The 21,614-nt window shown below is 67.8% G+C and carries 8 protein-coding genes; 5 read left to right on the top strand and 3 right to left on the bottom strand.

Going from position 1 to position 21,614, the window contains the following annotated elements; genetic code table 11:
• The first annotated feature begins 390 nt into the window (after positions 1–390).
• Positions 391–2,298 (top strand): 3-dehydroshikimate dehydratase QuiC, encoded by a 1,908-nt coding sequence (quiC, locus tag ACODS9_RS20350; protein ID WP_401110612.1) that lies wholly within the window; start codon positions 391–393, stop codon positions 2,296–2,298.
• Positions 2,299–2,424: 126 nt separating this feature from the next.
• Positions 2,425–3,087 carry a TetR/AcrR family transcriptional regulator gene (locus tag ACODS9_RS20355; RefSeq protein WP_038705885.1) on the top strand — a complete coding sequence of 221 codons (663 nt, stop codon included), beginning with the start codon at positions 2,425–2,427 and terminating at the stop codon, positions 3,085–3,087.
• A gap of 71 nt (positions 3,088–3,158) precedes the next feature.
• Here ACODS9_RS20355 and ACODS9_RS20360 read toward each other — a convergent pair whose 3' ends face one another.
• Together ACODS9_RS20360 and aroQ are read right to left on the bottom strand one after the other, a co-directional pair.
• Positions 3,159–4,004, bottom strand: coding sequence for a shikimate dehydrogenase (locus ACODS9_RS20360; protein ID WP_401110609.1), 846 nt, complete (start codon positions 4,002–4,004; stop codon positions 3,159–3,161).
• A complete protein-coding gene (gene aroQ, locus ACODS9_RS20365) occupies positions 4,001–4,450 on the bottom strand; it encodes a type II 3-dehydroquinate dehydratase (protein WP_489094603.1) in 450 nt (149 codons plus the stop codon). The genes ACODS9_RS20360 and aroQ overlap by 4 nt, the downstream gene beginning before the upstream one ends.
• Positions 4,451–4,666: 216 nt before the next feature.
• Here aroQ and mqo point away from each other — a divergent pair, with 216 nt between their 5' ends.
• The 3 genes from mqo to ACODS9_RS20380 all read left to right on the top strand — a co-directional run bounded on the left by mqo (position 4,667) and on the right by ACODS9_RS20380 (position 20,434).
• Positions 4,667–6,241: a malate dehydrogenase (quinone) gene (mqo, locus tag ACODS9_RS20370; RefSeq protein WP_489094604.1), complete on the top strand. Its 1,575-nt coding sequence runs from the start codon at positions 4,667–4,669 to the stop codon at positions 6,239–6,241.
• 348 nt (positions 6,242–6,589) lie between these two features.
• On the top strand, positions 6,590–7,738 hold the full coding sequence (locus tag ACODS9_RS20375) for a substrate-binding domain-containing protein (RefSeq protein ID WP_401110603.1): 1,149 nt from the start codon (positions 6,590–6,592) through the stop codon (positions 7,736–7,738).
• A 207-nt stretch (positions 7,739–7,945) separates the two neighbouring features.
• Positions 7,946–20,434: a putative filamentous hemagglutinin family protein gene (locus tag ACODS9_RS20380; RefSeq protein WP_489094605.1), complete on the top strand. Its 12,489-nt coding sequence runs from the start codon at positions 7,946–7,948 to the stop codon at positions 20,432–20,434.
• A 27-nt stretch (positions 20,435–20,461) separates the two neighbouring features.
• On the opposite strand, the gene ACODS9_RS20385 is transcribed toward ACODS9_RS20380, so the two are convergent.
• A complete protein-coding gene (locus ACODS9_RS20385; protein ID WP_046856012.1) occupies positions 20,462–21,610 on the bottom strand; it encodes an ABC transporter ATP-binding protein in 1,149 nt (382 codons plus the stop codon).
• Positions 21,611–21,614 lie beyond the last annotated feature (4 nt).

Raw genomic sequence — 21,614 nt, forward strand, 5'->3', positions numbered from 1 at the left:
GTCTCCGTTGTTCTTGTCAGGGGCCGGATTGGTCAGCGCTTGAGGCGCGGGCAGGGGCTGTGTGGAGAAGACGAACGAGGCGGCGCGGATCGCAGGGCGAGCAAGGTGTGCATAGTTCGGTACCCGTTTTCTTGAACTTATTATGTGGTGACGTTGGGTAGTGCAGCGCAGGTTCCGCCGAACGACCGGCGTGGCGGCGAGAAGGGCTGGCGGGCCTGCGACTGGTGTTCATGGTTGTTCACGGGGGTGGGTGAAGCAATTCGCTGGAACGGGTTTTGTTCGGTAATCGAACAAAAACTAACTATTCCGTACAAAGTTCGTTGCCGGGGCGACTTTACCTGCGAATAATCGATCGTGCCAGGCCTCACTCAATAACAAGGAACACCCGCCATGCACCGTTCGATCGCCACCGTTTCCTTGAGCGGCACCCTGCCGGAAAAACTCGAAGCCATCGCCGCCGCTGGTTTCGACGGCGTCGAGATCTTCGAGAACGACCTGCTGTACTACGCCGGCAGCCCCCGCGAGGTGCGCCAGTTGTGCGCCGACCTGGGGCTGGCCATCACCCTGTTCCAGCCGTTCCGCGATTTCGAGGGCTGCCGCCGCGACCGCCTGCGCAAGAACCTCGACCGCGCCGAGCGCAAGTTCGACCTGATGCAGGAACTGGGCACCGACCTAGTGCTGGTGTGCAGCAATGTCCAGCCAGACGCCCTGGGCGATGAACAGCTACTGGTGGACGACCTGCGCCTGCTCGCCGAGCATGCTGGCGCGCGGGGCCTGCGCATCGGCTACGAGGCCCTGGCCTGGGGCCGCCACATCAATACCTGGCAACAGGTGTGGAACCTGGTGCGCCAGGCCGACCACCCGGCGCTGGGGGTGATCCTCGACAGCTTCCATACGCTGTCGCTCAAGGGCGACCCCAGCGGCATCCGCGATATCCCCGGCGAGAAGGTCTTCTTCGTGCAGATGGCCGACGCGCCGATCCTGGCCATGGACGTGCTGGAGTGGAGCCGGCACTTCCGCTGCTTCCCCGGGCAGGGGGAAATGGACCTGGCGGGCTTCCTCGCGCCGATCCTGGCCAGCGGCTATCGCGGCCCGCTGTCGCTGGAGATCTTCAATGACGGTTTCCGCGCAGCGCCACCCCGGCAGAACGCCGCCGATGGCCTGCGCTCGCTGCTGTACCTGGAGGAAAAGACCCGCCGTCAGCTCGAGCGCGAGGCGCGGGCGGTCGAGCCGGGCGTGCTGTTCGCGCCGCCGGCCGCCAGCCGCTACGACGGCGTGGAGTTCCTCGAGTTCGCCGTCGACGAGGCGGTCGGCGCACGCCTGGGCGCATGGCTCAAGCGGCTGGGCTTCGCCGAAGCGGGCGAGCACCGCAGCAAGGCCGTGCGTCTGCTGCGCCAGGGCGATATCAACATCGTCCTCAATGGCGAACCTTATTCGTTTGCCCACAACTTCTTCGAAGCCCATGGCCCGTCGCTGTGCGCTACCGCTTTGCGGGTCAACGCTGGCCAGGACGCCCTGCAGCGCGCCATGGCCTACCGTGGCCAGCCGTTCCGCGGCCTGGTCGGCCCCAACGAGCGCGAGATCCCGGCGGTGCGAGCACCAGATGGCAGCCTGTTGTACCTGGTGCAGCCCGATGGCAACGGCCAGACCCTCTACGACACCGATTTCCGCCTGGACCCGACAGCCCGCGCCAGTGGTGGCCTCAAGCGAATCGACCACATGGCCCTGGCGTTGCCGGCCGAGGCCCTGGACAGTTGGGTACTGTTCTACAAGAGCCTGTTCGACTTCACCGCCGACGACGAGGTGGTGTTGCCCGACCCCTATGGCCTGGTCAAGAGCCGTGCCCTGCGTAGCCACTGCGGCACCCTGCGTTTGCCACTGAACATCTCGGAGAACCGCAACACCGCCATCGCCCATGCCCTGGACAGCTATCGCGGCTCTGGTGTGCATCACGTCGCCTTCGACTGCGACGACATCTTCCGCGAGGTGGCCAGGGCCAAGGAGGCCGGCGTGCCGTTGCTGGAGATCCCGCTGAACTACTACGACGACCTGGCGGCGCGCTTCGACTTCGACGACGAGTTCCTCAGCGAGCTGGCGTACTACAACGTGCTGTACGACCGTGATGCCCAGGGCGGCGAGCTGTTCCACGTGTACACCGAGCCGTTCGAAGGGCGCTTCTTCTTCGAGGTCCTGCAGCGCAAGGGCGGCTATGCCGGCTATGGCGCGGCCAACGTGGCGGTGCGCCTGGCAGCAATGGCCAAGGCGCGCAGCGGGGCAGGGCGCAAGGTGGTGTTGTGAGCCAGGCCCTTGCCCGGCGACGGGGCCGCTAGGTCAAACCTGCGCAGCCGACCAACACCGCGCTTCCCAGCATCGCCCGGCTCACGGATAATCGCCCGGATTACTACAACGAGCCTGTGAGTCGGTATGAGTGATTCGGTCGTCAAGCCTGAAGTCGAAGGCCTGCGCAAGACGCGCAAGAACAATCCGGAAAAGACCCGCGAGAACATTCTCCAGGCCGCCATCACCGAGTTCGTCCAGCAGGGCCTGGCGGGTGCCCGGGTCGATGCCATCGCCGAGCGCACCGCTACCTCCAAGCGCATGATCTACTACTACTTCGGCAGCAAGGAGCAGTTGTACGTCGAGTGCCTGGTCAAGCTCTACGGCGACATCCGCAAGACCGAGCACAGCCTGGACCTCGACTCGCTGGCGCCCGAGCAGGCGATCCAGCGCCTGGTGGAGTTCACCTTCGACCACCACGCCAACAACGTCGATTTCGTGCGCATCGTCTGCACCGAGAACATCCACTACGGCGAGTACGTCAAGCAGTCGCCGGTGATCCGCGAGATGAGCAGCATGGTGCTCGACGCGCTGGGCAAGATCCTCGCCCGTGGCGTTGCCCAGGGCGTGTTCCGCCCCGGCATCGAAGTGATCGACCTGCATATGCTGATGAGCTCGTTCTGCTTCTACCGGGTGTCCAACCGCCATACCTTTGGCGACATCTTCCAGATCGACCTGTCCGACGAGCAGATCAAGCAACGCCACAAGCAGGTGATCTGCGAGGCGGTGATGCGTTACATCAAGGCCTGAATGCAGGCGCGGGGCAGCCTTGCTCCCTCGTTCGTGGGAGCGGGCTTGCCCCGCAATTAACTACCTGGCGACTAGAACCTGGCGAAATGCGCCTGCATCCGCGCGGCATCCGCCGGGCGTCCACTGAACAACTCGAACGCCTTGACCGCCTGGAACACCGCCATGGTGCCGCCATCGAGGGTGCGGCAGCCCAGGGCCCGGGCCTGGCGCAACAACTCGGTCTCCAGCGGGAAATAGATGATCTCCGCCACCCATAGCCGTGCGTGCAGCAACGCCGGCGGCAAGGGAGTGCCCGGCAGCTTGGCCATGCCCACCGGCGTGGTGTTGACCAGGCCATCGGCGCCGGCCAGGGTCTCGCCCAGATCGCTGCCGAGCATGGCACGGCCAGCGCCGAAGCGCTGCATGAGATTATCCACCAGCGCCTGGGCACGGGCCGGGTCCACCTCGAACACATGCAGTTGCTCGACGCCTTCGGCCAACAGTGCGTGAGCCACCGCCGCGCCCGCGCCTCCCGCGCCCAACTGCACCACGCGCCGTCTGGCCACGCCGGGCAAGCCCCGGCGCAGACCTTCGGCGAAGCCCAGGCAGTCGGTGTTGTGGCCGACCCGCCTGCCATCGCGCAGCACCACGGTGTTCACCGCGCCGATGCCACGGGCCTCGTCCGACAGTTCGTCGAGCAACGGCAGGATCGCCTGCTTGAACGGGTAGGTGATGTTGAGTCCGCTGAACCCGGTGCGCTGGGCCGCGTCGAGCAACTCGGGCAGGGCGCTGTCGTCCAGGCCCAGCTGGTCGGCGTCGATCAGCCGGTACAGGTAGCGCAGCGCCTGGGCGTCGCCTTCGTGTTCGTGCAACGCCGGCGTGCGCGAAGCCTGGATGCCACGGCCGATGAGGCCGGCAAGGATACCTTGGGCGCTCATGCCGCGTGCTCGCGCAGCTGTTCGCTGAAGTAGCCCAGGGCCATGCGGTAGCCCTGGCTGCCAAGGCCGCAAATGACTCCCACGGCGATGCTGGAGACAAACGACAGATGGCGGAACGGCTCGCGCTTGTGCACGTTGGACAGGTGCACCTCGATCACCGGCAGCTCGCAGGCCACCAGGGCATCGCGGATGGCTACCGAGGTGTGGGTCCAGGCGGCGGGGTTGATCACGATGCCGTGGCAGCGGCCACGGGCGGCGTGAATCCAGTCGAGCAGCTCGCCTTCGTGGTTGGTCTGGCGGAACTCCAGTTCCAGGCCCAGCTCGCGAGCGCTGCCGGCGCACAGGCTGGCCAGGTCGGCGAGGGTTTCATGGCCGTACTGAGCGGGTTCGCGGGTGCCCAGCAGGTTGAGGTTGGGGCCGTTGAGCATGAGGATTCGGGGTGTCATGGCGGGTATCGCTTTGTTGTTTTTGAATAGTTCGATATTTGAACTATCTGGTTAGTTTCGTCAAATCCTGGAGGGTTGAAAACGGGCGATTATCGAACTCGCGCTACTGGCCTTGTCGCGGGGCAAGGGGCCAGTAAACACTGCGACCATGCCCGAGCAAAACACTCGGCTAAGCTTGTCCTCCAGGCGCACGGAATGACCAAAACGGGAGAGCACATGAACATCCAAAAAACGCCCAGATGGGCATTGGCGGCCCTCACCTTGGCCCTGGGGCTACATGCCCAGGCCGCCGACAGCAAGCGCGTCGATGTGCTGCTGGTGGGCGGCGGCATCATGAGTTCCACCCTGGCGGTGTGGCTCAACGAGCTGGAGCCGGGCTGGTCGATGCAGATGGTCGAGCGCCTGGACAAGGTGGCCGAGGAGAGCTCCAACGGCTGGAACAACGCCGGCACCGGCCACTCGGCGCTGGCCGAACTCAACTACACGCCGGAGAAGGACGGCAAGATCGACATCAGCAAGGCGGTGGAGATCAACGAGTCGTTCCAGGTCACCCGTCAGTTCCTCGCCTGGCAGGTCAAGCAGGGCGTGCTGAAGAACCCGCGTTCGTTCATCAACACCACCCCGCACATGAGTTTCGTCTGGGGCGACGACAACATCCGCTTCCTCAAGAAGCGCTACGAGGCGTTGCAGGCCAGCCCGCTGTTCAAGCCGATGCAGTATTCCGAGGACCACGCGCAGATCGCCAAATGGGTGCCGCTGATGATGCAAGGGCGTGACCCCAATCAGAAGCTCGCCGTCACCTGGACGCCGATCGGCACCGATGTCAATTTCGGCGAGATCACCCGCCAGTACGTGGGCTACCTGCAGACCCGGCCGAACTTCGACCTCAAGCTGTCCAGCGAGGTGCAGGACATCACCCGTAACGACGACGGCAGCTGGCACGTCGAGTACAAGAACCTCAAGGACGGCGGCACCGCGACCACCGACGCCAAGTTCCTGTTCATCGGTGCCGGCGGCGCCGCGCTGCACCTGCTGCAGAAGTCAGGTATCGACGAGGCCAAGGACTACGCCGGCTTCCCGGTGGGCGGCTCGTTCCTGGTCACCGACAACCCGGCCATCGCCCAGCGCCATATGGCCAAGGCCTACGGCATCGCCGCCACCGGCGCGCCGCCCATGTCGGTGCCGCACCTGGACACTCGGGTGCTCGACGGCAAGCGCATGATCCTGTTCGGGCCGTTCGCCACCTTCTCCACCAAGTTCCTCAAGGAGGGCTCGCTGCTCGACCTGTTCGCCAGCATGTCGCTGCACAACACCTGGCCGATGGTGCGGGTGGGGGTGCGCGAGTTCGACCTGGTGCAATACCTGATCGGCCAGTTGATGCAGTCCGATGATGACCGCTTCGCCGCCCTGCAGACCTACTTCCCTGAAGCGAAGAAGGAAGACTGGCGCCTGTGGCAGGCCGGGCAGCGGGTGCAGATCATCAAGAAGGACGACAACCTGGGCGGGGTGCTGAAGCTGGGCACCGAGGTGGTCACCGCCAAGGACGGCAGCATCGCCGGGTTGCTCGGCGCCTCGCCGGGCGCCTCGACCGCGCCGCCGATCATGCTCGATCTGCTGAACAAGGTGTTCAAGGACAAGGTGGCCACGCCTGAGTGGCAGGCGAAGATCAAGCAGATCATCCCGTCCTATGGCATCCGCCTGAACGAGCATCCGGACAAGGTCCAGGAAGAGTGGACCTATACCAGCGAGCTCCTGCAACTGGCATCGCCCAGCGAGGTGGCCGCGCCCTGAAGACCCGGCAATGACCAACCGGCCACTGTGAAGTGGCCGGCACTGGCGCACTGTTTTTTCTCCCCTTGGCCAAACTCCCGAGTGCCTGATCCGCGATCCTCCGGACCGTCCCCTCCCGTACCGCCTGCGCCGGCTCATGGCCAGCCCGCTGCAAGCCCGAAAAGCGCCCTCCGACACCCGAGTCTTTCCCCGTCGAACTCCCGATGTTTTTTCCTTTGCCTGTCACCACAAGCTGCGAATGTTGGCCCGTGGACAGGCCTCAGCCCCTCTGGATCAGGGTATACGGCCTGTGGCCACGGCAATGCGCGACCCACTCAACGTATGAACACGACGATAGGAGATTGCTTCATGTTTAAGCGTACTGTGATCGCCGCCTCCCTGGTGGCTGCTACCCTGGCTTCGGCCCAATCCATGGCTGCTGTTGTCGGTGGCGGCGCCACCCTGCCGGAAAACCTCTACAACGGCACCTCGAGCCTGCCGCGCCTGCTGCCGGCCGACTTCAGCTACACCGGTGTCGGCAGCGGTGGCGGCAAGACGGCGTTCCTGACCAACGCAGCGGCCTCGATCAACCAGCCAGCCGGCACCAACGTCGACTTCGCCGGCAGCGACTCGGTGCTGAGCGCTTCCGAGCTGTCGACCTACAACAGCAACAAGGCCGCCACCTGGGGCAAACTGGTACAGATCCCGTCCGTGGGCACTTCTGTCGCCATCCCTTACAAGAAGTCGGGCGTGACCAACCTGCAACTGACCGGTACCCAGCTGTGCGCCGTGTTCTCCGGCACCACCACCACCTGGGGCCAGCTGCTGGGTAGCGCCGACACCACCCCGATCAAGGTGATCTACCGTTCCGGCAGCAGCGGCACTACCGAGCTGCTGTCGCGCTTCCTGGCGGACTCCTGCCCATCGTCCTTCGTGGTCAGCAGCACCTTCACCACTGCCAACGTCGGTAGCGAACCGGCCACCTGGCAAGCCGTCGCCGGCAGCGCCGACGTGGTCAACGCGGTCAACGCCACCGATGGCACCATCGGCTACGTCAGCCCTGACTATGTCGCCACCGGCAACAACGCCGTGGTCGCCCGTGTCAGCAAGAACGCCATGGCCGCCGGCACCGCGCCGCTGCCAACCGCCGCCAACGCCCGCACCGCCCTGGGTACCGCTGTCGCCCCGAGCACCGCCGCCGATCGCGCCGACCCAAGCAAGTGGGTGCCGATCTTCAACGCCGGTGGCGTGGTACCGACTTCGGGCTACCCGATCGTTGGCTACACCAACCTGCTGGTCGGCCAGTGCTACCAGACCGCGGCTGACGCCACTGCCGTGCGCAGCTTCCTGAATGACCTGTACACCGGCGCCAAGGCCGCCACCATCGTCCAGCACTCCTTCGTCAGCCTGCCGGCCGCCTACGCCGCCGAGATCAAGAAGGTGTTCCTGGACAACGGCTACAACGAAGGCACCGACATCGCCAACGCTTCGGTCTGCAACGGTATCGGCCGTCTGTAAGCGTCACGCGAAGCGCCAGGCCCGCAACGGGCTGACAACCGACGGTGGCCGGCACGGCACCGTCGGTTTTCGCGTGTGCGCGTACCCCAGGCAGATGAACTTTGCATGACAAAGCTTCGGTCCGCGCCCAGGCCGACTGCCTTATGGCAAAGCGGCATCACCGCCGCACCGACCTGCCTTCCATGACCCTGCACAAGGAACCCTGCAATGTCGCGCGGCCAGCACCAGCCAGACCTACCAGCCACCGTCGCCCACCGGCGTCGCCAGCCTGCAGGCCACGCGCCGATGCTGCTCAAGCCCCTGGCCCAGGCCATCGCGCTGCTGTTGCTGTCAGGCACGGCCCAGGCCGCGCAGCCGTTCAGCTCGGCCTGGTTCGCGGCCAAGGGCGCCGCGCCCGCGGCCGGTGGCGGCGCAGCAGGCGGCCAAGTGCAGCTGCCCGGCGCGCCGCCACCGCTGGCCCAGCAGCAGCGCCTGCAGCAACGGTTCCAGCGCTCCCTGGGCAACCTCGACAACACCGTGGCCGCCATCGCCGCGCAGCAGGCGGCGCAGGCCGCCGGCCGCACCCTGGCGCAGGTGCAGCCGCAGACCGTGCCCAACGGCCTGGGCGAGGGCGGCTTGAAGGTCGACGAGAACCCGTTGACCAAGGGTTGGCAGAACGCCAAGGCGCCGCAGCAGAGCCAGGTGGGCGGCAAGACCCAGGTGCTGATCGAACAGACCGCCGACAAGGCGATCCTCAACTGGGAGACCTTCAACGTCGGCCGGGACACCACGGTCAAGTTCGACCAGCAGGCGCAGTGGGCGGTGCTCAACCGGGTCAACGACCCCAATGCCCGGCCGAGCCAGATCCACGGCCAGATCGAGGCCCAGGGCATGGTGATGCTGGTCAACCGCAATGGCGTGGTATTCAACGGCAGCAGCCAGGTCAACGTGCGCAACCTGGTGGCGGCGGCGGCGCAGGTCAGCGACGAGCAGTTCCGTGAGCGTGGGCTGTATGTCGACAGCAACGGCAGCCAGGCCACCTTCACCCAGGCTGGCGGCAAGGTCGTGGTGCAACGGGGCGCGCAACTGCAGACCCGCGCCCCAGCCACCTCCACCGAGGGCGGCGGCTATGTGCTGCTGCTGGGCAGCGAGGTAAACAACGAAGGCCAGATCATCACACCCCAGGGCCAGGCAACGCTTGCCGCCGGTGACGACTTCTACATCCGTCGGGGCAGGGGCACCCAGGCCAACGCCTTCTCCACCACCCGTGGCAACGAGGTCGCCAGCAGCCTGAAGCCCGGCAGCAGCGCCGGCAGCGTGATCAACAACGGACTGATCCAGACGGCGGGCGGTGATATCACCCTGACTGGCCATGCCGTGCGCCAGGATGGCGTGGCCCTGGCCAGCACTGCGGTGGACCGGCGCGGCAGCATCCACCTGCTCAACTCGGCCAGTGACGCCAGCGGCACGGTGAGTTTCGGCAAGGGCAGCGTCACTGCCGTACTGCTCGACGACAGTCAGGCCCTGGACAGCCAGCGCGAGGCCTCGCGGCAGAGTGTGGATGGGGTCAGCGGCAACAATGCCACGGGCCGCTTCGACAACCTGAGCAAGATCATCGACCGCCCCGAGCAGTCGCGGGTGGAGGTGGTCAGCGGCGGCACCGTGCATTTCCAGGAAGGCGCCCTGACCCTGGCCACCGGCGGCCAGGTGGCCGTAAGCGCCGGGCTGCGCAGCCTGGTGGATGATGGCGCGCGCATCGACGTGGCCGGGGCCCTCGGGGTCAAGGTGGCGATGGAAAGCAATGTCATCAAGATCAATGTGCAGGGCAACGAACAGCGCGATGCGGCCGGCAACCGTGACAAGGGCGGCCTGATCAACCGCGATGTGTGGGTGGACGTGCGTGAGCTGGTGCATGTCGAGAAAGGCATCAACGGCTATGCCAGCGAGCGCTGGTACACCGCCGGTGGCCTGCTCGAGGTGGGCGGTTACCTGGGCACGCGCAACCACAGCGTCGGCGAGTGGATGGCCCAGGGCGGCACGGTGACCTTCACCGGCCAGGACCTGGTGACCCGCGCTGGCGCCGAGATCAACCTGTCCGGCGGCACCCTGGCGGTGCAGGACGGCTACATCCGCCAAAGCTGGCTGCGCGGTGAGGACGGTCGCCTTTACGAACTGTCGAAGGCCCCGGGCGACCTGCTCTACACCGGCCTGTACAACGGCTACGAGGCGCACAGCGCGCGCTGGGACCAGACCCACACCTTCTACAATCCGCTGATTGCCCCCGGCCAGCGTTACGAGCAGGGTTATACCGTGGGGCGCGACGCCGGCAGCCTGGTGGTGGCGACCCAGAGCGCGCTGCTCGACGGCCAGCTGATCGGCCAGACCTGGCAGGACGAGCGCCAGGTGCAGGCGCCGATACGCGGGCGCGACGGCTATCGCCAGGTGCACACCGCCCGGGCGCAGGGCGCGCAACTGGTGATCGGCCAACAGGTGCCCGGCTACCTCAGCGACGCCAAGGAGCTGGGCTTCAGCCTGACCCCGGTCATGCAGCAGGTGCTGATACGCCAGGGCACCGGGGGGCAGAGCGCCGACGTCGGCCTGCAGGCACCTTTGGACGAGCGGCGCCGTGGCCAGCTGGCACTCGACAGCGACTGGCTCAACGGATTGGAACTAGGTGGTTTGAGCGTTGCCGCCCAGCGTCGCATCGAGGTCGATGATGCCGTGCGCCTGGCCGATGGCGGCAGCCTGACCCTCTATGCCCCGCAGGTCCAGGTCAATGCCGACCTTACCGCCAGGGGCGGGCAGATGGTCCTGGGCGATGTGCTCCGCCAGCGTGTTCTCGCCAGCTTGCAGGACCAGGCGCTGGCCACCCCGGCAGGGCTGCGCGCGCAGGTCGGCGTGGCCGCCGGGGTGCGCCTGGATGTCAGCGGTCTGCGCAGCGAGGGCACTGACCCAGGTGAGCGCGCCTGGCGCAACGGTGGCAGCCTGAGCCTGCGCAGCAGCGGTGATGTGTTGCTGGACAGCGGCAGCGTGCTGGACGTGTCCGGCGGCGTGGTACGCCGCGAAGCCAACCGCCTGCTCGGTGGCAGTGGCGGCAACCTGACCTTGCAGAGCAGCGCGTTGAACAGCGCCGGGACCGGCCGGATGCGCCTCGACGGCGAACTGCGCGGTTACGGCAGCAGTGGCGCAGGCACCCTGACCGTGGCCGCCGAGCGGGTGAGCGTGGGGGGCAGCGCGCAGGGCGAGACCGGCGTGCACCTGGCCGAGGATTTCTTCAACCGTGGTTTCGCGCATTACGCCATCACCGGCAACCATGGCCTGAGTGTGGCCGCCGGCAGCCGTATCGACGTCACCCGGCCGGTGGAGCAGCTCGACGCCAGCCGGCCGCTCGGCGATCCGGCGCTGATCGTGTTGGCGCCGCTGTTGGCGCAGAACGCGGTGGCTGGCAAGCTGGAGCCGCGTGCCGGCGCGAGCCTGGCCCTGGCGGCGGGTGATAGCCGCTTCGACCAGGCGAGCCGTGAAGCGGCGGTGCTCGAGGTCGGGCGCGGCGCGACGATCAGCGTCGACCCCTTGCAGTCCATCAGCCTGACCAGCACCGCGCAGTTGAACCTGAACGGTACCCTCAATGCCTGGGGCGGCAGTGTCAGCTTGCTGCAGCAATGGTTGCCGACCATGGACTCCGGCGTGACGGAAGGGGCGCACCAGCGCTCGATCCGCCTGGGTGACCAGGCCCTGATCGATGTGTCCGGGCGGGCGGTCACCGCCCTGGATGCGCAAGGTCGCCGTTATGGGCGGGTTGACGCTGGCGGCAGCATCGTCATCGGCGGGCAGATCGACCATGACCAGGGCACCAGCAACGGCGCCTACCTGTTCCTGGACATGGCCGAGGGCGCTCGCCTGCGCGCCGATGGTGCTCAGGCCACGCTGGATATCCGTGGCCAGGGGCCGCTGGCCATGGCCAGCAACGGTGGGCGCATCAGCCTGGCATCGAGCCACGGGCTACGCCTGAACGGCAGCTTCAGCGCCGCCTCCGGTGGCCTTGGCGCCGCAGGCGGCAGCCTGGAGGTGGCGCTGGATAGTGGTCTCTACCTCAACGGTAGCCTGGTCGACGCAGTCAAGGCCCCCCGCGAGCTGGTCCTTGCCCAGGGCGCGGCCAACGTCGAGGACGGCACGCTGCGCTATGGCCAGGGAAGGCTAGACGTCGCCAGGATCAACGCAGGGGGCTTCGACAGCCTCTCGCTGCTCAGCGACGGCGTGGTGGCGTTCGACGGCGACCTCGACCTGCGCATGGCCCGCAGCCTGCAGCTGTACACCGGCTCGCTGGTGCTGGCCCAAGGGAGCGCCGGCGACGCCCGCGTCCACCTGCAAGCGCCCTATGTGCGGCTTGCCGGCAGCAACCATCGCAGCGCCGACCAGGCGACCCGGCCGACCCTCAAGGGCGGGCTGTCGACGCAAGGCAGCGCGGCGCTGTTGCAGGTCGACGCCCACCTGCTGGACCTGCGTGACGCCGTGACCCTCGGCGCCCATGGCAGCCTGGCGCTGGCCGCCGGTGGCGTACTGGACTTCGACCGCCGTGGTTTTGCCCTTGGCAGCCTGCGCAGTCAAGGCGACCTGCGGGTACTGGGCAAGGTTGGCGAAGGCACCGACAGGACCTTGCTGCGCAGCAATGCCGACCTGGAACTGCTCGCTGCGCAGATCTACCCGACCACCGGCGCCTTCGGCCAGATCGAGACGGGCAGCGACGCCACCTTGCGCATCGGCAGGGCTGGGCAAGGCACGCCCGACCAGCCGTTCTCGGTGTTCGGTCGGCTGGCGTTGGTCGCCGGCAAGGTCGAGCAGGGCGGTGTGCTGCGAGCGCCCCTGGGCGGGCTGTCGCTGGGGCAGGAAACGGGGGGCACCAAGTCCGTCACCCTGCTGCCGGGCAGCATCACCTCGGTCAGCGCGGCAGGGCTGGTCATGCCCTACGGCGGGACGGTGGATGGCCTGAGCTACCTGTTCGGTGGCCAGGCGGTGAAGCTGCTGGGCGCGGCGGGCGACAGCCTGTATGGGGTATCGCTCAACGGCAAGTCCATCGACATCCGCCAGGACGCGCTGATCGATCTGTCCGGAGGCGGCACGCTGACCGGCGCCGGCTTCGTCTCCGGGCGTGGCGGCTCCACCGACGCCCGCTACCATCCGCTGATGCAACTCGATGGCGAGGGCCGCCTGGTCCTGCCCACGCTGGGCAGCAACCCGGTCTACGCCATTGTGCCGAGCTTCACCGGCCCTTATGCACCGGTGACCGGCGAGGCCGGCGTGACGGCGCCGGGGATCGGCCAGCAGATCACCCTGGATGGCAGCGTTCCTGGCCTGGCGGCGGGCACCTACACCTTGCTGCCGGCCAGCTTTGCGCTGCTGCCGGGGGCGTTCCGGGTCGAGCTCAATGGCCTGGCCATGGCCGGGGGCAGCGCTGCCAGCCTGGCGATGCGCAACGGCTCCTGGACTACCACGGGCAGCCTGTCGGTGGCCAACACCGGTATCCGCCAGCCGCTGTCGAGCCAGGTGATCGTGACCTCGGGCGACGTGCTGCGGCGCTATTCGCAGTACAACGAAACCTCCTACGCCGCCTTCGCCCGTGCCGATGCCGTGGCCAAAGGCGTGCCGCGCGCGGCGATCGAGGCCGATGGCAAGTGGCTGAACCTGCGGGTGCAGGGCAACAACGAGGCCGCCAGTACCTTGCGTGTCGCCGGTCGGGTGAACTTCGCCGCCGCCGAAGGCGGTCATGCCGGCAGCGCGGCGGTGTTCGGCGCCCGTGGCCTTGAAGTGGTGGCCGATGGTGGCGCCGGCCAGGCCAATGGCGAGAACATCGCGGTGCTGTCGGCCCGCGAGCTCAATGCCCTGCAGGCGCCCCGGCTGACCTTGGGCGGCCGCGCCAATGTGCTCTACGGCCAAGGCGGCAACCAGATGACCTTCCTTGAAGGCACCAGCGATATCTGGGTGCGTTCGGGCGCCGAGCTGCGGGTCGGCGAGGTGTTCCTGACCACCAACGATCCGCGCGGTGGCATCGTCGTCGAGCAGGGGGCCGGTATCGTTACCCTTGGCCGTGGCGCGGTGCCCTTCGGCGCCGATGACGGCTACTTCATCAACAGCAATGGCCGCGCCTTGCTGGCGGTGTCCAATGGCCGACTGGAAGTGGTGTCCTCGCCGCTAACCACCAGCGGGGCACCGGGCTCGATTGTCATTGGCGGCTGCAGTGCCGGCGGTTGCCAGGGCACCACCCGGCTGTACTCGGAAGGCTCGTTGTTCGCCGCTACCGACAAGACCTTCAGTCTCGGTGATGGCGTGGCCTTCGGCACCCGCCACCTGGGCCTGTCGGTCGGGCGCATCAACGTCGGCAGCGCCGAGGCCCTGGCCCAGGCCCTGGCCAACGGGGTCCTGGGTCAGGGCCTGACCCTCAACCAGCAGGTGCTCGACCGCCTGCTGCAGGGCAGCCCGGCCGATGGCGTACCGGCGCTGGAGACCCTGACGCTGGCGGCGTCTGATTCGCTGAACTTCTTCGGCACCACGGCGCTCGACACCTACGACCCGGTAACCGGCAAGAACCGCCTGCAGGCCCTGGTCCTCGGGGTGCCGGCCATCCATGGCAGTGGTCTGGCCGGCGACCAGGCGACCATCCGCACCGAGCGTCTGATCTGGAGCAGTGCCCGCAACACCGCAGGGGCGCCGATCGCGGGTGGGGCCGGCAGTGGCGATGGCGTGTTGGCCATCCGCGTCAAAGACCTGGAATTCGGCTATGGCGCCAACAGCCAGCCCGACGGCAGCGTCGAGATGGCGCGCCAGATCCTGGGCTTCAGCCGCGTGGAACTGCACGCCAGCCACCAGGTGACGGCCAACCACAAAGGCAGCCTGCTGATTCATCACCGCCGTGGCGACTACCAGGCCGGCGGCGGCTTTGCCTACAGCGGTGGCGACCTGCTGGTGGACACGCCGTTGTGGACCGGCACCGCCGGTTCGCTCAACCGCATCGAGGCCGGTGGCACCCTGCGTGTGCAGGGCGGTGCGGGTACGCTGGCCAGCGGTCGTGAGGCGTTGGGGGCCGAGTTGAGTCTCAAGGCGCGACAACTTCTGGTCGATGGCACCTTCAGCCTGCCCAGCGGCCGCCTGACCTTGCAGGCCGTGGACGACCTGCGTCTGGGCGACGCCGCGCGGGTGGACCTGGCCGGGCGCACCCTGACCTTCAATGATGTGACCCAGTACAGCTGGGGCGGCGAGCTGGTGCTCGGCAGCCAGTTCGGCAACATTCACCAGGCCGCCGGCGCGCTGATCGACCTCAGCGCCCGCAACAACCGCGCCGGTCGCCTGAGCGCCATCGCCCTGGGTGAGCAGGGCGGGGGCATCGAGTTGCTCGGCCGGATTCTTGGTGCGGCCAGCGGCCAGTATGATGCCGCCGGCACTCTGGTCCCCTACGCGGGCGGGGCAGTCGATATCCGTGCCCGGCACCTGGACGACTTTACCGGATTGAACCAGCGCCTGAACCGGGACCAGGTGTTCGGCGCGCGCAGCTTCCAGATCAAGCAGGGCGACCTGGTGATCGGCGACGAGCTCAAGGCACGGCAGATCAACGTGTCGCTGGATCATGGCCAGCTCAGGGTCGAGGGCCATGTCGATGCCAGCGGCGAGCAGGTCGGCAGCATCCGCCTGGCCGCCGGACGTGGCCTGACCCTCGGCGCCGGGGCGTTGCTCGACGCCCACGGCAGTGTGCTGCGGGTCGACAGCTACGGCGCGATCATCGATGCACCGAACCGTGCCGTGGTCGAGCTCAACAGCGGCCAGGGCCAGTTGACCCTGGCCAGCGGCGCGCGCATCGACCTGCGTCACGGCACTGCTTCCGGGCAGGGCGATGGTCGGCCACGGGGCACCCTGGAGCTGATCGCCCCGCGCCTGGGCAGCGATACGGCGGGCGACATCGCCATCGACGTGCGTGGTCCGGTGGACATTCTCGGCGCGCGCTCCATCGCCGTGATCGGCAACCAGCGCTACACCGACGCGGCGCCGGGCGGCACCTCGGCCAGTGGCCGGCCGATCCAGCTCATCGACCAGGACTACTTGACCCGCAAGCACGACCTGAGTGTGCTGTTCATCGACAACCTGCTGCGCAACCGCGACCTGCTCGATGTGCGCCTGGCCGGGCTGAACAACGCCCGCTACGCCCAGGCCCTGCACCTGCGACCGGGCGTGGAGATCGCCACGGTCGATGCCGGCACCGACCTGGTGGTGCAGGGCGACCTGGACCTGTCCGGCCATCGCTACGCCAGCCTCAACCCGTTGACGCCAAGGACTGCCGTTCACGGCTCGGGCGAGGTGGGCAACCTGGTGCTGCGCGCCGGCGGCAACCTGGAGGTGTATGGCAGCATCAGCGATGGCTTCATGCCGGTGGACCTGGCCACCGACGACACACGCACGGACGGCAAGGGCTGGTTGCTTGTGCCTGGTAAACAGCCCTTCGACAGCGACCTGGTGATCCCGCGCAGCGGTGTCGAGCTGGCCGAGGGCACGCTGTTCCCCGAAGGCAGCCTGCTCAATTTCGACCTGCCGTTCGCCGCCACCACCTTGCCGGCCAACCTGCGCCTGCCCAGCGCCATGAGCTTGTCGGCGCCGCTGACCCTGCCCGCGGGCACGGTACTCGAGGCCGCGGTACGCGACGCTGGCGGCAACCTGTTGTACGCCGCTGGCACGCTGCTGCGCGAGGCGCTCACCCTGGGTTCGGGCACGCGCCTGGACGCCGGCAGCCGCCTGCCAGTCAGCGTGGCCGTGCAGGGCGGTATCTGGAGCAAGGGCATTGCCCTGCCCAGTGGCGGCCTGACCCAAGGCAGCGCGCTCACCCTGGCCGTGGGCTCGCGGCTGCCGGCGGGCACCGATGTCAAGCTCGCCGCAGGCGTAGATCTGATCGAGCTGCGCCCCGCAAGCAATGGCCAGCAGGGGCGCAACTGGGCGCTGGCGCAGATGCTGCCGCAAGGTTCGCAATCCTGGTCGATGCGCCTGGTGGCCGGCGCCGACCTGGAAGCCGCCGACAGTCGCATCACGCGTCCCGACACCGATGCCGGCGTGCTGCGCCTGGCCGACCTGCACTACATTGCGCAACAGAAACGCACGGGGGGCGAGGGTTCGGGGACCGGCCTGGTCTGGGGGGAGCGCAACACCTTCGGCATGGAGCCGGGCACCCCCGTGGCACCGGAGGACCTGGTGATGTGCGAGAACGAAGGCTGGTGCGAGCCTGCGGTCAAGGTCATCAAGGTCTGGGGCCCCGACAACACTTTCGGCATGGAGCCGGGCACCCCGGTGGCGCCGGAAGACCTGGTGATGTGCGAGATCGACGGCTGGTGCATGGACAAGGTGCTGGGCGGCAAGAAGATCTGGGTCTGGGGGCCGGACAACACCTTCGGCATGGAGCCCGGCACCCCCGTGGCCGAGGCCGACATGGAATTCTGCAGCATCCCCGGCTGGTGCCTGGAGATCGATGTGCCCACCGAGCCCGAGCGTATCGAGGTCACGCCGCAGACCTTGATGTTCAGCGTGCTGCGTACCGGAACCGGCGATCTGGACCTGCTCAGCGCCGGTGACTGGCGCATGGATTCGCTGTTCGGCGTCTACACCGCCGGCACCCAGGCCCCGTCGTTGCTGCGTGACGGCAGCGATCCTTACCAGGTCGCCCGTGGCCGGCTGGCCGACGGCAGCCTGCTCGGCGGCGCCGGCACGGCCTATGAAGCGTTGACTGCCAGCCTGTACCGCGCCTGGTATCCGGAGCAGGGCGGCAACCTGCGGATCGCCGCCGGAGGCGACCTGACGGGCAACCTGGTGGCGACCAGGACCGGCAGCGCCGTCGCCAGGCCGCAAGTGGCATCGGCCGCGGTGGGCAACTGGCTATGGCGCCAGGGACAGCCCAGCGCCGATACCCCGGCGGCCTGGTGGGTCAATTTCGGTACCTTCGCCCAGCAGCCCCAGGCCACGGTGGCCGAACCTTGGCTGGTGGGCTTCACCGGCATCGGCACCCTGGGCGGTGGCAATCTGGACGTCGGCGTGGGTGGCTCGGCTGGCCTGCTGCAGGCCAGCAACAGCGCGGGCGTGGAGGCCGAGCGCAGTCAGGGCTTGAACCTGGTGGTCGGCGGCAGCGGCCGCATCGCCGAGGATGGTCGCCTGGTGCAGACCGGCGGCGGCGACCTGAACCTGCGGGTGGCCAGCGGCATCAACCCGGCATCCGCGGCCCTGGAGATGGCGCGGGTCACCCCCGACCTGGGCGGTACGCTGGTCAACCTGCGCGGTGCCCTGAATGTCCAGGCGGGCAGCGTCGGGGTGGTCAGGCAGGTGTATGGCAGCAGCTTCGCCTTCAATGACAGTAGCGAGTCGCGCGCCTACGACCCGTATACCTCGACCAAGGCCGCGGCGCTGGGTGGCCTGACGCTCATGCCCGGCGATGCCGCCGTGCGCCTGGACAGTCGGGGCGACCTGGTCGTGCAGGGGGTGGGTGACCCAGGCCGGGTACCGCAGTTCAACATGACCGGCTTCGTCGGCGGCAACGGTGTGCGCTATGCCGGGCAGGGCAGCAGCTGGTTCTCGCTGTGGCGCGAGACCACCGCCGTGGACCTGCTGGCCTTGGGCGGCAATATCACGCCGGTCAACATCGACGACGCCCGGCCAGGGCGCAACCTGCCGCTCTACGGTGGGCGGCTGTTTTACCCGACGGCGCTGCGTGTGTCGGCGGCCAATGGCAGCCTGTACTACGGCAGTTCGGCCAGTGAGCGGGGCGTCGCGACATCGGTGTACTCGCTGATGACCGCCCCGTCCGCGCGCAGCGCCCTGCAACTGATCGCGGGTGATTCGATCTATGCCGGTGGCTATGTGATCAGCCAGACCGGCACCGACACGTCAGCCATCGCCACGCCGCAGCGACCAGCCATGTTGGGCCAGGACTTCTCGTTCGTGTACCGGGCCGGCAACCTGAGCGGGGACGTTGCCGCCAGCCTGGATACGGCGCCGTTGTTCACCTATGGGCTGAACACCTACAGGGCCGGACAGCGACCGCAGGCGCCTGCGCGTTTCTACGCCTTGACGGGGGACATCCTCGGCTTGAACACCGGCGAGATCATTGAATACCAGCGGACCGGGCTCAAGCTGTACCAGGGCGCTGGGCCGGTGCGGGTGATGGCCGGGCGCGATATCGTCTATGCCGGCAAGGCGCTGGGGACTGAACGTTTCGGGGCGACGGCCATGGTGGCGGGGGATCAGGGCAACATCCATTCTTCGGGCAACCTTGTCATCCATGGTGACGCGTTGGATGTCTCGCTGATCAGCGCCGGCCGCGACATTCGCTTGAGTACCTTCAATGTCGCTGGCCCCGGTCAGCTGGAGGTGATCGCCGGGGGCAACCTGTTCCAGTCCGGTCAGGGCGTGGGCTCGGCTTATCAGGAGGCGGCGATCAACAGTGTCGGTCGGGTCGATGGCAGCGGTGGCGGTAACGACGGCGCTGCCATCGCCATCGTTGTCGGCGCCGGCAAGACCGGGCCGGACTATACCCGCCTGCTCGAGCGTTACCTGGGCACGGAGCAGACCCCGACGGACCAGCCGTTCAAGGTCTACGACCAGGAGCTGCAGGCCTGGCTGCGCGAACGCTTCGGCTTCATCGGCGATAACGCCGCAAGCCGTGCCTATTTCGCCGCCTTGCCCGCCGAGCAGCAGCGCATCTTTGCCCGCCAGGTCTACTTCAGCGAGCTGCGCGAAGGCGGGCGCGAGTACAACGACGTCAACGGCCCGCGTACCGGCAGCTACCTGCGCGGTCGCCAGGCGATCGCCACGCTGTTCCCGGACAAGGACGTGGCCGGCAATCCGATCCGCTACGACGGCAGCGCCACCTTCTACGGCGGCGCGGGCATCCACACCGATTTCGGCGGCGGCATCCAGGTGCTGACCCCGGGTGGCCAGCAGGTATTCGGCATCGAGGGCGAAGCGCCGCCGTCCACCGCCGGGGTGATCACCCAGGGCAGCGGCGACATCCAGCTGTACTCCCAGGGCAGCATCCTGCTCGGCCAGAGCCGGATCATGACCACCTTCGGCGGCTCGATTCTCGGCTGGTCGGCCCAGGGCGACATCAACGCCGGTCGCGGCTCGAAGACCACCGTGGTGTACACGCCGCCCAAGCGCACTTACGACCTGTGGGGCAACGTCGGCCTGGCGCCGAGCGTGCCGAGCACCGGTGCCGGTATTGCCACGCTCAACCCGATCGCCGAGGTGGCGCCGGGGGATATCGACCTGATCGCGCCGTTGGGCACCATCGATGCCGGCGAGGCGGGGATCCGCGTGTCGGGCAACGTCAACATCGCCGCGCTGCAGGTGGTCAACGCTGCCAACATCCAGGTGCAGGGCGATGCCAAGGGCATGCCGGTGGTGGCCTCGGTGAATACCGGGGCGATCGCTTCGGCCAGCGCCGCGGCGTCGTCGGCGAGCCAGGCTGCCGAGGAGGCGGGCCGCCAGCAACAGGCCGCGTCGCGCCAGCGCCAGCCATCGGTGATCACCGTGCAGGTGCTGGGCTTCGGTGGCGAGCGGCTGGTGCCGGGGCAGGACGGGGCGAGCCTCAACCCGCAGTACAACCGCCAGAGCCCGGTGCAGGTGTTGGGCGCAGGGGCGCTGGATGAGCGGGCCAAGGCGCAATTGACCGAGGAGGAGCGGGGCAACCTGTTGCTGTGAGGGGCCGTGCTACGGCCCCTGGTTGGCTCAATGCGCCCCGGCGCCCTTGCTCAGGTCGCTCTCGGCCCAGTCGGTGTAGATGCACGCATCCGCCACGGCCCAGCGCACCCTGACCTGGTCGCCCGGCTGCATGGGCATGCCCGCGGCGGACAGCGCCTTGACCGTCAGCGCCGTGCCGCCCTGGGTGACCACGTGGCAGGTCTGGCTTTCGCCGAGGAACAGCAGCTCGGCGACCGTGGCGGTGACTTCGTTCCAGCCTGCCGGCAAGGGTTCACGCGCCGCCTGTTCGACGGTCAGCGCCAGGGCTTTCTCCGGGCGCACCATGATCAGCGCTTCCTGGCCGTTGGCCAGGCCCGGGGTCAGGCGCACCGTTACCGGCTGGCCCTCGAAGTGCCCAGCGCCGTTGCCGCTGGCAGTGAAACGCAGGAAGTTGGAGTTGCCCAGGAACGAGGCGACGAAGGCATTCGGCGGGTTCTGGTAGAGGTCGTAGCCGGTGCCCAGGCCGACGATGCGGCCATGGCTGAAGATGGCGATGCGCTGGGACAGGCGCATCGCCTCCTCCTGGTCGTGGGTCACGTAGACGATGGTGATGCCCAGGCGCCGGTGCAACTGGCGCAGTTCGTCCTGCAGGTCTTCGCGCAGCTTCTTGTCCAGCGCGCCGAGCGGCTCGTCCATCAGCAGGATGCGCGGCTCGTACACCAGCGCCCGGGCGATCGCCACGCGCTGCTGCTGGCCGCCGGACATCTGCGAGGGCTTGCGGTGGGCGAAGGGTTCCAGGCGTACCAGCTTGAGCATCGCCTCCACGCGCTTGCGGGTCTCGTCGGCGCCGAGCTTGCGGATGGCCAGGGGGAAGCCGATGTTGTCGCGCACGTTCAGGTGCGGGAACAGCGAGTAGCGCTGGAACACCATGCCGATGTCGCGCTTGTGCGGCGGCACGTTGACCAGCGACTGGCCGTCGACGAGGATCTCGCCGCTGCTGGGCGTTTCGAAGCCGGCCAGCATCGACAGGGTGGTGGACTTGCCCGAGCCGCTGGAGCCGAGGAAGGTGAGGAACTCGCCGTCCTGGATCTCAAGGTCGAGGTTGTCCACGGCGGTGAAGTCGCCGTAGTGCTTGTTCAGACCGCGCAGGCTGACCAGGGTCTGGTTGCGGGTATCGTCTTTGATCACTGCACTCATTGTC

The organism is Pseudomonas sp. FG36, from assembly GCF_057809275.1.